Raw genomic sequence first — 14,026 nt, 5'->3', positions numbered from 1 at the left:
GCTCCAGAAGATCGGGGACGGCGCCGCCAATGTCGCGATCAGGGAGCCGGGCCGCTTCTTCGCGATGTGCCTGGACACGTTCCGCGCGATGTTCGTGTGGCCGTTCCAGTGGCGCGAGTTCATCCAGCAGGCCTGGTTCATCGTCAGCGTGACCGTGGTGCCCACGATGCTGGTCGCCATCCCCTTCGGCGGCATCCTGTCGCTGCAGGTGGGCGGGCTCATCCGGCAGCTCGGCGCGCAGTCGTTCACGGGCGCGACCGCGGTGGTCGCGATCGTCCGCGAGGCCAGCCCGCTGGTCACCTCGCTGCTGGTCGCGGGCGCCGCGGGCTCCGCCATGTGCGCCGACATCGGTGCCCGCAAGATCCGCGAGGAGATCGACGCGATGGAGGTGCTGGGGATCAACCCCCTGCACCGCCTCGTGGTGCCGCGCATGCTGGCCTGCGCGTTCGTGGCGCTGTTCCTGAACGGCCTGGTGTCGGTCGTCGGGCTGGTCGGCGGCTACGTCTTCAACGTCGTGCTGCAGGACGGGACCCCCGGTGCCTACCTGGCCTCGTTCAACGCGATCGCGCAGCTGCCCGACCTGCTCCAGGCCGAGTTCAAGGCGTTCGTGTTCGGCATCACGGCCGGATTGGTGGCGGCCTACAAGGGCCTCAACGCCAAGGGCGGGCCCAAGGGCGTCGGTGACGCGGTCAACCAGACGGTGGTCATCACGTTCATGCTGCTGTTCCTGGAGAACTTCGTCATCTCCGCGCTGTACTTCCAGTTCATTCCGCAGAAGGGCATGTGATGGCTGCCTCAGGCAACACGGGGCGGTCCTTCAAGTGGGTCAAGGCGCCCTTCGACAGGCTGGAGGACTTCGGTCACCAGCTGTCGTTCTACGCGCGCGCCTTCGCCTGGGTGCTCCGGGTCCTGCGCCGCTACCGCACCGAGGTGCTGCGGCTGCTCGCCGAGGTCAGTCTCGGCACCGGTGGCCTGGCCGTCATCGGCGGCTCGGTGGTGATCGTCGGCTTCATGACGTTCTTCACCGGCAGCCAGGTCGGCCTGCAGGGGTACAACTCGCTCAACCAGATCGGCACCGCCGCGTTCACCGGCTTCGTGGCCTCCTACTTCAACACGCGCGAGATCGCGCCGCTGGTGTCGGCGCTCGCGCTGTCGGCGACCGTCGGCTGCGGCTTCACCGCCCAGCTGGGCGCGATGCGGATCTCCGACGAGATCGACGCGCTGGAGGTCATGGCGGTCCCGTCGATGCCGTTCCTGGTGACGACGCGCATGATCGCCGGAATGATCGCGGTGATCCCGCTCTACATCGTCGGCCTGCTCGCCTCGTACGGCGCGACCCGGGTGGTCGTGACGCTCTTCTACGAGCAGTCGACCGGCACCTATGACCATTATTTCAATTTGTTCCTACCGCCTTATGACATCTTGTGGTCATTCGGCAAAGTGATCGTCTTTGCCACGCTCGTCATGCTGATCCACTGCTACTACGGCTACAACGCCAGCGGCGGCCCGGCGGGCGTCGGCGTCGCGGTGGGCCGCGCGGTGCGCACCAGCATCGTGGTCATCAACGTGGCCGACCTGATGATGGGCATGGCGATCTGGGGAGCGACCACGACCGTACGGATTGCGGGGTGACGGCGCGATGACCCATTCCGGCACTCCGACCGGCATGTCCCAGCGCTTGCGCTACCAGTTGCTCGGCCTGTCCATGGTCGTCGTGATCGCGCTGTTGCTGGCGCTGACGGTGGCGCTGTTCAACAAGGCCCTCACCCCGGTGGTGAAGGTGCGGGTCGACGCCGAGCGCGCCGGGCTGCAACTGCTGCCCCGTTCGGACGTCAAGGTCCGCGGCCTGATCGTCGGCGAGGTGCGCGGCACCCGCGCGACCGCCGACGGCGCCATGATCGACCTGGCGCTGGACCCCGACAAGGCCAAGCTGGTCCCGTCCAACGTGCAGGCCAGGCTGATCCCCAAGACGCTGTTCGGCGAGAAGTACGTGGACCTGATGATCCCGGCCCAGGCCGGCCCGCTCGGGCTGCGCAAGGGCCAGGTGATCCAGCAGGACCGCACGCAGGAGGCCGTCGAGATCGACAAGGTCCTCAACAACCTGCTGCCGCTCCTCCAGGCGGTCAAGCCGGAGAAGCTGAACGCCACCCTCAACGCGCTGTCCACCGCGCTCCAGGGACGCGGCGACCAGCTCGGCCAGAACCTGGAGCAGGTCGACTCGCTGCTCAAGAAGATCAACCCTGAGCTGCCGACGCTGGTGTACGACCTGAACGCGCTGGCCGACACCGCCGACGTCTACAACGCGGCGGCGCCGGACATCCTGCAGACGTTGCGCAACCTCAACGTCACCAACAAGACGATCGCCGACAAGCGGGCCACCATCGAGGACATCATCCCGATGGTCACCGGCACCGCCGAGAAGGGCGACCGGTTCATGCAGGTGAACGGTCCCAAGATCGTCGGTGTGAACGTGTCGAACCGGGCCGGGCTCGCGCTCTTCGCCCGCTACTCGCCCTCGTTCCCCTGCACGATCGCCGGGCTGAGCAAGCTCGCGCCGGAGGCCGAGCGGGTGTCGGGCGGCAACGGCTCGACGACCTACAACCTGACGATCGAGATCGTGAAGCCGCGCCCCGCGTACAAGTACCCGCTGAACCTGCCCGATCCCAGGGACCAGCGCGGCCCGCGCTGCTACAACATGCCCAACCCCAAGGTCCCCTTCCCGGACTACCTCGCGCTGGACGGCAACGAGGACGACCTCTGGTGGAAGAACCCCGACAACCCCAACGAGCCCACGCGCACCCGTGGCCGCGGGGTCTCCGGGGTCTTCGTCGACCCCGGCGGCATGAGCGAGAAGGAAAAGATCAAGAATGTCGTCGGCCCGATGACGCGTACCCCGGCCGACGAGGTCTCGGACGTGGCGGAGCTGCTCTACGGCCCGCTCCTTGAAGGATCGGTGGTGACGGTCAAGTGAAGACCACCAGCGCCGCCATCAAGCTCACGATCTTCGTCGTCCTGACCTCGCTGGTCACCGGCGTGCTGGCGATGACCATCTCCAACATGCGGTTCGCCGACGCCCGCGAGTACAAGGCGATCTTCACCGACGTGGCCGGGCTCCTGGAGAAGGACGACGTCCGGGTCGCGGGCGTGCGGGTCGGCCAGGTCGAGGCCATCAGGCTCTACCAGGGCAACAAGGCCGAGGTGACGTTCAGCGTCGAGAAGTCCGGCGTCTTCGAGGCGGGCATCCCCACGTCCACCCAGGTGCAGATCCGCTACCGCAACCTGATGGGCCAGCGGTACGTGGCGCTGACCGAGGGCGCCGGCGCGGCCAACGACTACCTGCGGGCCGGCGGCACCATCCCGATCACGCAGACCAAGGCGGCGCTCGACCTGACGGTGTTGTTCAACGGCTTCAAGCCGCTGTTCAAGGCCCTGGAGCCGGACGACGTCAACAAGCTGGCGTTCCAGATCGTGCAGACCCTCCAGGGCGAGGCCGGCACGGTCAACAGCCTGCTGACGCACGTCGCGTCGCTGACCAACACGCTGGCCAACCGCGACAAGGTCATCGGCCAGGTCATCGACAACCTCAACAACGTGCTGGGCACCATCGACCAGCGGCACACCGAGGTCAACAAGCTGATCGGCGACCTGCGGAGCTTCGTCAGCGGCGTCTCCGACGACCGCCAGGCGATCTTCGAGTCGGTCTCGGCGCTCAACGACCTGTCCGGCACGACCGCGAACCTGCTGTCCGACGCGCGCCCCGGCCTCCAGGCCGACATCGCGGGCCTGCGCACGCTGGCCGCGACGCTCAACAAGCACGACGACAAGCTCGACCTGGCGCTGAAGCGGACCCCGGGCCGGGTGGAGGGGCTGGTCAACATCTCCTCCTACGGCGGCTGGTTCAACATGTACGTCTGCGGCCTCGACGCGCGGGTCCGGTTGCCTGGCGGTCCGGCCTACCAGACGCCGGCGATCGTGAACGACAACGCGAGGTGCAAGTAGATGAGGATCCCCTTCCGGGAGCGCAACCCGGTCCCCATCGGGCTCACCGCCTTCGCCGTCATCATCGTCCTGCTCCTGGTGGCGATGAACCTGGGCAACATCCCGTTCATCACCGGCACCAAGACCCACACCGCCGCGTTCGCCGAGGCCGCCGGGCTCAAGCCGGACGAGGAGGTGCGGATCGCGGGCGTCAAGGTCGGCAAGGTCACCGAGACCGGCCTCGACGGCGGCCACGTCAAGGTCACCTTCCAGGTGAACAAGGACGTCAAGCTGGGCGACCTCACCCGTGCCGAGATCAAGATCAAGACGGTGCTGGGCGCGCACTACCTGGCGCTCGACCCGCGCGGCGGCGGCAGATTGTCCCGGCAGATCCCGCTGGAGCGCACCGCCACGCCGTTCGAGGTGGTCCCGGCGATCAGCGAGCTGAGCCAGCGCATCGAGAAGATCGACTACCAGCAGGTGGCCAAGTCGTTCGACGTCCTGTCCGACACGTTCCAGAACTCGCCGGACGAGATCAGGGCGTCGCTCAAGGGGCTGCGCCGGCTCTCCAGCACCATCGCCTCGCGCGACGAGGAGCTGCACCAGCTGGCCGGCCGGGCCAGGGACGTGTCCCAGCTGCTGGCCGACCGCAACCAGGACTTCTCCCGTCTCATCCAGGACGGCGACAAGATCCTTCAGGCGGTGCAGGCCCGCCGGGCCGTGATCCACCAGCTGCTGGTCAACACGGTCCTCCTCTCCCAGCAGATCAACGCGCTGATCAAGGAGAACCAGGCGCAGCTCAAGCCGATGTTGCAGAACCTGTCCGGCGTGACCAACGTGCTGCTGAAGAACCAGAAGAACCTGGACCGGACGATCGAGCTGTTCGCGCCGTTCGCGCGCCAGTTCTCCGAGGTCACCGGCAACGGCCGCTGGTTCGACGCCTGGCTGCAGAACCTGATCCCGATCCCCGCCAGCATCCAGGACCCGCCGAAGCAGAACTCGGGCAGCGGCAACCGCGCCCCGACCGGCGGCCAGAACGGGACGCAGAGCGGCCAGAACGGGACTCAGGGCGGCCAGAACGGCGGTCAGACCGGCAACGACCAGGGCAACCCGCTGCCCTTCCTCCCGTGAGCGAGCAGGCAGGTATCCGTGCGTAATTCAGGAACCATCCTCCGGCTCGGCGGCGCGATCCTCGCCGTCGCGGTGCTGGCGGCCGCGCTCGTCCTCGTCTTCCGGGAGCCCGAGCAGCGGCGCATGACGGCGTACTTCACCAAGACCGTCGGTCTCTACAAGGGCGCCGACGTGCGCATTCTCGGCATCAAGGTCGGCCGGGTCGAGAGCGTGACCCCGGTCGGCGGCTCGGTCAAGGTCGAGCTCAAGTACGACGCCAAGTACAAGGTGCCCGCCGACGCCCAGGCCATGATCGTCAACCAGACCCTGGTGGCCGACCGCTACATCCAGCTGACCCCCGTCTACAAGGGCGGCGCGGTCATGCCGGACCGGTCGACGCTGACCGTCAACCGCACCGCGGTGCCGGTCGAGGTCGACGAGATCGGCTCCAGCCTCAACGACCTCAACAAGGCCCTCGGGCCGGAGGGCGCCAACCAGCCCGGGCCCAACGGCCAGGCGGGCTCGCTGTCGCGGCTGCTCCAGGTCGGCGCCGACACCCTGGAGGGCCAGGGCACCGACATCCGGCAGACGATCTCCGACACCTCCAAGGCGCTGAGCACGCTGAGCGCCGACCGCGAGGACGTCGCCAAGACGATCGAGAACCTGCGGGTGATCACCGGCGCGATGAAGGAGAACGACGGGCAGATCCGGCAGTTCACCGGCCACCTCAACGGGGTGTCCGGCCAGCTGGCGGGGGAGAAGGAGGAGCTCAGCGCCGCGCTGAACACCCTCGGCCCCACGCTGCGCAACGTCCAGCGCTTCGTCAAGGACAACCGCGGCGAGGTGTCGAAGAACGTGCGCCAGCTCGCCCAGATCACCGGCACGCTGGTGAAACAGAAGGACGCGCTCGCCGAGATCCTGGAAGTGGCGCCGCTGGCCATCAACAACACGGCCCGCGCCTACGACCCGATCAGCGGCACGATCCACCAGCGCGCCGACCTGCGCCAGTTCCACGACCTGGCCGACTGGATCTGCTCGCTGGCCTACTCGGTGGGCACGCCCGCCAAGCAGTGCCTCGACTTCGTGAAGCCCTACAACGGCATCGGCAAGGCGCTCACCGGCCTCAGCCTGGACCTGTCGTGGATCACGGCGCTGACCACGCACTACGACCCGGTGCCGATCCCGCCGGACGCCTATCCGCCGGGTGAGGGGCCCAACACCAAGGCCGGCGCCAAGACCAAGAACCAGCGGACCAACGCCAGTGCGCAGAACTCGCACCAGCCCAAGGACATCACCGGTCTGCTGCCCGGAGGTGGCGAATGAGGCGGCCGTACATCAAGCTCGGCGCGGCGGCCCTCGTCGGGGTGACGGCCCTGTCGGGTTGCTCGTTCCGCGGCGTGGACTCGATCCCGCTGCCCGGCGGGCCCGACGTCGGCAGTGACCCGCTGACGGTCAAGGTCGAGTTCGCCAACGTGCTCGACCTGGTGCCCCAGTCGGTGGTCAAGGTCAACGACGTCTCGGTCGGCAAGGTCGACAAGATCGACCTGGCCGGCGGGCAGGGCGGCTGGCACGCGCTGGTCACCGTCAAGATCCGTAAGGACGCGAAGCTGCCCGACAACGCGGTGGCGACGATCGGGCAGACCAGCCTCCTGGGCGAGAAGTTCGTGGGGCTGTCGGCGCCGCCGAACCAGCCGGCGCAGGGGCAGCTGGCCGACAATGACCTGATCCCGCTGTCCCGGACGACCCGGAGCACCGAGATCGAAGAGGTGCTCTCGGCGATGTCGCTGCTGCTCAACGGCGGCGGTCTGGAGCAGGTCTCGACGATCACGCACGAGCTGAACGCCGCCATGGGCGGCCGCGAGGCGACGATCAAGTCCGTGCTGCACCGCGTCGACACGTTCGTCGGCACGCTCGACCGCAACCGGAGCTCCATCGTCCGGGCGATCGACAGCATCGACCGGCTGTCCGGCAAGTTGTCGGCCGAGCGCGCGACGATCAACGACACCATCGACAAGGCCGGTCCGGCGGTCGACATCCTCAACCGCAACCGGTCCGACCTCACCAAGATGCTGGTGTCGCTCGACAAGCTGAGCCGCCGGACCACCGGCGTGATCAAGGCGTCGCAGGCGGACCTGCTGGCCAACCTGAGGGACCTCAACACGCTGCTCAAGAACCTCAACAAGTCCGGCGAGACGTTGCCCAAGACGCTGGAGTCGATGATCGCCTTCCCGTTCTCGCCCACGTTCGGCAACGTGGTCAAGGGCGACTTCGGCAACGTGCGGCTCACGGTCGACCTGGACCTGGAGAGCCTGGCGCACAACCTGCTCGGCGGCACCGACCTGGAGGGCCTGCTCGGCAGCGGCCAGGGCATGCGGAGCCTGCTGAAGGTCCCGAACATGACGCTGCCGCAGACGCCGCTGGGCGTCCTGCCCAACAACGCGCCGTCGGGCGGCACGGGCGGCCTGCCCGGGCTTCCCGGCCTGAACGGCGGCCAGAACGGCGGCCAGAACGGCGGCCAGACGGGCGGTACCACCCCGGGTAACGGCACCACTGGAAAGCCTCGTTCGATGGGTCAGCGATCCGACCTCGAGGCGCTCATGACGGGGGGCCTCTCGTGATCCTCAAGCGCGGCGTCAAGATCCAGCTGATCGCGTTCGCCATCGTCACGGTCCTCGGCGTCAGCATCGTCGCGGTCAACTACCTCAAGCTGGGCGCCGGCCTGCTGGGCCGCCAGTACACCGCCTACGTCGACCTGAGCGACTCCGGCGGCGTGTTCACCAACGCCGAGGTGACCTACCGCGGCGTCGCGGTCGGCCGGGTCGGCCCGATCCAGCTCACCGAGAACGGGATCAAGGTCAAGCTCGAGCTCGAACGGGGCAAGCGCATCCCGCGCGAGGGCACCTCGGCCGTGGTGGCCAACCGGTCGGCGGTCGGCGAGCAGTACATCGACCTGCAGCCGAGCAAGAACACCGGCCCCTTCCTCGACGAGGGCTCGCCGTACACCATCCCGCGGCAGCTCACCCGCCTGCCGGTCTCGACCGCGGAGCTCCTGCGCAACGTCGACAAGCTGGTGACCTCGGTGGACCCGCAGGACCTCGGCACCATCGTCGACGAGCTGGACAAGGCGTTCGCCGGTTCCGGCACCGACCTGCAGAAGATCCTCGACGACACCGACCGGCTGCTGAAGACGGCCGAGGCCGCCTATCCCGACACCAAGCAGCTGCTCGACAACAGCGCGACGGTGCTCAACACCCAGCGCCGGCAGGGCGCCAACATCCAGAGCCTGGCGCGCAACCTCAACGAGCTCACCGCGCAGCTGCGCAAGGACGACCCGGCGCTGCGGAGCACGCTCGACGCCACCCCGGGCGCGGTCGACCAGGTGGACAAGACGATCACCGATCTGTCGCCCACGCTGCCGGTGCTGCTGGCCAACCTGACCACGACCGGGCAGATCATCACCTCCCGGCAGGCCGGGCTGCGCTCGCTGTTCATCCTCTATCCGGTGGCGGTCGCGGGCAACTTCACGATCCAACCGGGCGACGGCACCCACCACATGGGCCTGGCGCTCAACATCGACTCGCCGGCCCCGTGCACCAAGGGCTACGAGAAGGTGCAGAAGCGCTGGCCGCAGGACACCAAGCCCAAGAAGCCGCGCCTGGACGTGGGCTGCAAGCTGCCCGCCAACTCGCCGACCGACGTCCGCGGCTCCCGCAACGTGCCCAAGTCGTCGATCTCGAAGACGCCGGCCCTGCCGCCGGGTGCCACCGACGGCGCCGGCTTCCCCGAGGGCGGCGCGACCGGGACCACCTCCGGCAAGGGCGCGGCGGACCAGAAACGGGCCGCCGTCGGCGCGAACGGGCAGGCCACGGACGCGAACGCGGCGCAGGACCCGAGCCAGATCTTCATCCCCTTCCCGTCGAACGCAGTCGAATTGGCCGGGTACGATCCTGCGACCGGCGCGGTCTATGGGCCGGACGGCAAGCGCTATGCCATGCCCACGACCGCGGGATCCCGTCAGTTGGGAGAGGAAGCCTCGTGGAAATGGCTCCTGCTCGGGCCGCTGGCCCAGTGAGGATGACGCTCACGTGAAGGTGAAGGACGAGGGCGCGCGGGGTGACCGCGCCGCCCGGATCACAACCTTGGCCCTCGGCGCGCTCGTGGCCGGGCTGGTCGTGGCGGTCGTCTGGGTCGGCCTGGTCGTCCTGGACAAGAAGGGCGACGCCGAGGACCGGGCCAAGGCCGTGCAGGCCGCCCGGCAGATGGGCGTCAACCTGATGACGGTCGACCACGCCTCCGCCCAGAAGGACCTCGACCGGATGTTGTCCGGCGCCACCGGCGACCTGAAGAACCAGCTGGCGACCCAGTCCAAGGTCTTCATCGACAGCGTCGCCAAGGCCCAGACCAAGTCGACCGTCAGCCAGGTCGACGCCGCCGTGGTGTCGATCGACGGCGACTCGGCCGAGGTGATGGTCTCGCTGAACGGCATGGTGACCAACCCCAAGGTGCCGAACGGCGTGACCAGGCCGTACCGCTACCAGATGGATCTCACCAAGTCCGGTGATCGCTGGCTGGTGTCGAAGTTGGAGATGGTCCCGTAATGGCTGAGGGCACGAAGGCCGCCACACCGGCGGAGAAGGCCCGCGAGGCAGAGCGGCGGGCCCGGCTCGCCGAGGAGGCCGCCGAACGCGCTCGCGAGGCCGCCAGGCTCGCCCAGGAGGCCGCGCAGGCCGCCGCGCAGGCCGAGGAGGCCGAAGCGCAGGCCGAAGCGGCCGCTGCCGCCCTGGACGCCGAGGAGCCGGCCGAGGAGGGCACGGAGGAGCTTCGCGCCGGCGCCGCGGCCGTCAAGGCCGACGCCATGGCTGTGGCCGAGAGCGCCGCCGCCGAGGCGGCCACCGCAAGGTCCGCCGCCGAGAGCGCCAGCGCCGACGCGGCCGCCGCCAAGGCGGAGGCCACCACGGCCAAGAACGGCGCCGCGAAGCCGGCGACCTCTAAGACGGCCGGGCAGCCCGCCGCGGACGGCGCGGAGACCACCGCGGACGACGCGGAGGCGGCCGCCGAGAGCGCCGCCGCCGACGCCGCGGCGGCGAAGGACGCCGCCGGCTCCGCCGCGGCCGAGGCCGGGACCGCCGCCAAGACGGCGGCCGGCAAGACCCGGGGCCGCAAGCTCAGGACCCGCCGGGGCAAGGCCGCCAGGAAGGCCGAGGATGACGAGACCGGCTCGGGCGACACCGACGAGACCGCCGCCACCGGCGCCACCGGTGCGACCGCCGGCGACACCGCCGCGGCCGGGAAGGCCGACCCGGAAACGGACACGGCGGTCGATTCGGCAGCCGAACCGGACGCCGGCAAGGCCGCGGAGCGCGGCTCCGGCGCCGATTCGGAAGATGAAACCGTTGCGAAGACGGTCACGACGAAGAAATCCGGAGCGTCCACCAAATCTGTGGACGAAGAGGATGATCTCGACTCCGAGACCGTCGAAGACGGCGATGCCGAGGAGCCCAAGTCCGAGGAGTCCGGGAAGTCCGAGAAGTCCGAGGACGGCGAGCCCGGCACCGATGAGCCCGACGGAGACGGCAAGGGGCGGAAGAAGCGCTCCCGGACGGCGGGCGCCGGCCGGGCGTCCCGGATTCCGGTGCTCACCATCGTCCTGGGCGTCCTGGCGGTCGCCCTGTCGGCGGCCGTCGTCGCGCTGGGCCTCAACCTCAGCGAGCGCACCGCGACCGAGAACGCGGCCGAGCAGGCCAAGTTCGCGGCCTCCCGGGCGGCCCAGGACCTGTCGTCCTTCGACTACCGGACCATCGATGACGACTTCAAGAGCGCCTCGGCCCAGACGACCGGAAAGCTGCGCACCCAGTACGACAAGCTCACCCCGGGCCTGAAGCAGAACTACGTGAGCCAGCAGGCGGTGGCCACCACCACGATCCTCAAGGTGGGCACGATCTCCGCCTCGCCCGGCAAGGCGGTCGTCCTGGTCTACGCCAACCGCTCCACGGCCAAGAGCTCCGACAAGGAGAAGGCCCTCCCCGAGACGCTGCGGATGCGGATCACCATGGAGAAGGTCGACGGCAAGTGGCTCGCTTCCGACCTGGTTCTGATCTCGTAGCCGCGACCGTCGATCCGTCGGAACACCTTCGAGCGATCTCCCGGACGGGGAGGTCGCTCGGCGGTTTTGGGGGCCTTGTACAGGGTCTACTGGCGAGTAGGGGGCAGAACCTTAAACTATGGCCTTCCTCACTGCAGGTCAGAGCCCGAAAAGTCCATGTCCGCTCTTGACTCTTGGGCCTTCAGGGGCGATGCTCCAAGGCAACTGTGATGCATACTGCGGCGGTAGAGTTGCGAGCGGTGTGGCAGTCGGCTACACTGCCCCTTTGCGCTGCCCTTTGACTATCCTCGTGTGAGAGCAACCCTGCCTGGGCCCGTTTTGGTGACCTTTGAGCCAGTCTCGCACCTGGATCGTCTGGCGTGCGTGTCGTCAGTTACGCCGCGAGCCCTCGGAAGGACCACTCTTGGCAGCCTCGCGCAATGCCTCGAATACCGCAACCGGTCCGAACCGCGTCTCCTTCGCGCGCATCAAGGAGCCGCTCGAAGTCCCGGACCTCCTTGCGCTGCAGACCAACTCCTTTGACTGGCTGCTGGGCAACGAGAGGTGGAAGGCCCGGGTCGAGGCGGCCCAGAAGGCCGGAAGTAAGAGCGTCCCGACGCAGTCGGGCCTCGAAGAGATTTTTGAGGAGATCAGTCCGATCGAGGACTTCTCCGGAACCATGTCGCTGTCGTTCCGTGATCATCGGTTCGAGCCGCCCAAGTACTCCGTGGAGGAGTGCAAGGACAAGGACATGACCTACTCCGCCCCGATGTTCGTCACGGCGGAGTTCATCAACAACACCACCGGTGAGATCAAGAGCCAGACGGTGTTCATGGGTGACTTCCCGCTCATGACCCCGAAGGGCACCTTCATCATCAACGGCACCGAGCGCGTCGTCGTCTCGCAGCTGGTCCGTTCGCCCGGCGTCTACTTCGACCGTGCCCTCGACAAGGCCTCGGACAAGGACATCTACGGCTGCCGGGTGATCCCCAGCCGCGGTGCCTGGCTCGAGTTCGAGGTCGACAAGCGCGACAACGTCGGCGTCCGCATCGACCGCAAGCGCAAGCAGCCGGTGACCGTGCTGCTCAAGGCGCTGGGCTGGGACGAGGCGCGGATCCGCGAGCACTTCGGCGGTTACGAGTCGATCAACGTCACCCTGGAGAAGGACCACACCTCCGGCCAGGACGACGCCCTCCTCGACATCTACCGCAAGCTGCGTCCGGGCGAGCCGCCGACCAAGGAGTCGGCGCAGACCCTGCTGGAGAACCTGTACTTCAACCCCAAGCGCTACGACGTCGCCAAGGTCGGCCGCTACAAGATCAACAAGAAGCTCGGCCTCGACCTGGAGATGAACCAGGGCACGCTGACCGAGGACGACATCGTCGGCACGATCGAGTACCTCGTCCGGCTGCACGCCGGCGAGGAGGAGGCGACCGTCGGGTCGGTTCCGGTGCCGATCGAGGTCGATGACATCGACCACTTCGGCAACCGGCGTCTGCGCACGGTGGGCGAGCTGATCCAGAACCAGGTCCGGCTGGGCCTGGCGCGGATGGAGCGCGTGGTCCGTGAGCGGATGACGACGCAGGACGTCGAGGCGATCACGCCGCAGACGCTGATCAACATCCGGCCGGTCGTGGCCTCCATCAAGGAGTTCTTCGGCACCAGCCAGCTCTCGCAGTTCATGGACCAGACCAACCCCCTCGCGGGCCTGACGCACAAGCGGCGTCTGTCGGCGCTGGGTCCGGGTGGTCTGTCGCGTGAGCGGGCGGGCATGGAGGTGCGTGACGTGCACCCCTCGCACTACGGCCGGATGTGCCCGATCGAGACGCCGGAGGGGCCCAACATCGGCCTGATCGGCTCGCTGGCGGCGTTCGGGCGGGTCAACCCGTTCGGCTTCGTCGAGACCCCGTACCGCAAGGTCGAGGGCGGCGTGGTCAGCGAGCAGATCGACTACCTCACCGCCGACGAGGAGGACCGGTTCGTCGTCGCGCAGGCCAACTCCCTGCTCAACGACGACGGCACGTTCGTCGAGCAGAAGGTCCTGATCCGCAAGAAGGGCGGCGAGGTCGAGCTCGTCGCGCCCAACGACGTCCAGTACATGGACGTGTCGGCGCGGCAGATGACCTCGGTCGCCACGGCGATGATCCCGTTCCTGGAGCACGACGACGCCAACCGGGCGCTGATGGGCTCCAACATGCAGCGCCAGTCGGTGCCGCTGCTGCGCAGCGAGGCTCCGCTGGTGGGCACCGGCATGGAGTACCGCGCCGCCGTCGACGCCGGCGACGTCATCACCGCCGAGAAGGCCGGCGTGGTGGAGGAGGTCTCCGCCGACTACGTGACCGTCATGAACGACGACGGCACCCGGACCACCTACCGGGTCGCCAAGTTCAAGCGGTCCAACCAGGGCACCTGCTTCAACCAGAAGCCCATCGTCGAAGAGGGCCAGCGGGTCGAGTTCGGGCAGGTCGTCGCCGATGGTCCGTGCACCGATCAGGGTGAGATGGCGCTGGGCAAGAACCTGCTCGTGGCGTTCATGCCGTGGGAGGGTCACAACTACGAAGACGCGATCATCCTGAGCCAGCGTCTGGTGCAGGACGATGTGCTGTCCTCGATTCACATCGAGGAGCACGAGGTCGACGCGCGGGACACCAAGCTGGGTCCTGAGGAGATCACGCGGGACATCCCCAACGTCTCCGAAGAGGTCCTGGCCGATCTGGACGAGCGTGGCATCATCCGGATCGGTGCCGATGTGGTCCCGGGTGACATCCTGGTCGGCAAGGTCACGCCCAAGGGTGAGACCGAGCTGACGCCCGAGGAGCGGCTGCTGCGTGCGATCTTCGGTGAGAAGGCGCGTGA

11 protein-coding genes are annotated in these 14,026 nt (G+C 68.2%); all 11 read left to right on the top strand.

Annotated elements, in window-relative coordinates; translation table 11 throughout:
• Window positions 1-64: 64 nt before the first annotated feature.
• Window positions 65-787 (top strand): ABC transporter permease, encoded by a 723-nt coding sequence (locus tag ABZ810_RS04190; RefSeq protein ID WP_358400291.1) that lies wholly within the window; start codon window positions 65-67, stop codon window positions 785-787.
• Window positions 787-1,632: an ABC transporter permease gene (locus tag ABZ810_RS04185; RefSeq protein ID WP_358399009.1), complete on the top strand. Its 846-nt coding sequence runs from the start codon at window positions 787-789 to the stop codon at window positions 1,630-1,632. Before ABZ810_RS04190 ends, ABZ810_RS04185 begins: the two co-directional genes overlap by 1 nt.
• A gap of 34 nt (window positions 1,633-1,666) precedes the next feature.
• Window positions 1,667-2,971 carry an MCE family protein gene (locus tag ABZ810_RS04180; protein WP_358399006.1) on the top strand — a complete coding sequence of 435 codons (1,305 nt, stop codon included), beginning with the start codon at window positions 1,667-1,669 and terminating at the stop codon, window positions 2,969-2,971.
• The gene (locus tag ABZ810_RS04175; RefSeq protein ID WP_358399003.1) at window positions 2,968-3,999 is read left to right on the top strand and encodes an MCE family protein; all 1,032 of its coding nucleotides are present in this window, start codon (window positions 2,968-2,970) and stop codon (window positions 3,997-3,999) included. Before ABZ810_RS04180 ends, ABZ810_RS04175 begins: the two co-directional genes overlap by 4 nt.
• Window positions 4,000-5,109: an MCE family protein gene (locus ABZ810_RS04170; protein ID WP_358399001.1), complete on the top strand. Its 1,110-nt coding sequence runs from the start codon at window positions 4,000-4,002 to the stop codon at window positions 5,107-5,109.
• A gap of 18 nt (window positions 5,110-5,127) precedes the next feature.
• Window positions 5,128-6,411 (top strand): MCE family protein, encoded by a 1,284-nt coding sequence (locus tag ABZ810_RS04165; protein ID WP_358398998.1) that lies wholly within the window; start codon window positions 5,128-5,130, stop codon window positions 6,409-6,411.
• Window positions 6,408-7,706, top strand: coding sequence for an MCE family protein (locus ABZ810_RS04160; RefSeq protein WP_358398996.1), 1,299 nt, complete (start codon window positions 6,408-6,410; stop codon window positions 7,704-7,706). Before ABZ810_RS04165 ends, ABZ810_RS04160 begins: the two co-directional genes overlap by 4 nt.
• Window positions 7,703-9,160: an MCE family protein gene (locus ABZ810_RS04155; protein WP_358398994.1), complete on the top strand. Its 1,458-nt coding sequence runs from the start codon at window positions 7,703-7,705 to the stop codon at window positions 9,158-9,160. Before ABZ810_RS04160 ends, ABZ810_RS04155 begins: the two co-directional genes overlap by 4 nt.
• Before the next feature lie 13 nt (window positions 9,161-9,173).
• The gene (locus tag ABZ810_RS04150) at window positions 9,174-9,686 is read left to right on the top strand and encodes a hypothetical protein (protein WP_358398991.1); all 513 of its coding nucleotides are present in this window, start codon (window positions 9,174-9,176) and stop codon (window positions 9,684-9,686) included.
• The gene (locus tag ABZ810_RS04145; RefSeq protein ID WP_358398988.1) at window positions 9,686-11,191 is read left to right on the top strand and encodes a hypothetical protein; all 1,506 of its coding nucleotides are present in this window, start codon (window positions 9,686-9,688) and stop codon (window positions 11,189-11,191) included. Before ABZ810_RS04150 ends, ABZ810_RS04145 begins: the two co-directional genes overlap by 1 nt.
• 403 nt (window positions 11,192-11,594) lie before the next feature.
• On the top strand, window positions 11,595-14,026 hold a 2,432-nt coding region (gene rpoB / locus ABZ810_RS04140), incomplete at its 3' end, for a DNA-directed RNA polymerase subunit beta (protein ID WP_358398986.1).

Origin of the sequence: Spirillospora sp. NPDC047279 (genome assembly GCF_040643285.1) — a bacterium.
Lineage (GTDB): Bacteria > Actinomycetota > Actinomycetes > Streptosporangiales > Streptosporangiaceae > Spirillospora.
The sequence above is the reverse complement of the archived record's forward strand: the minus strand, read 5'-3'. Positions and strand labels throughout refer to the sequence as shown.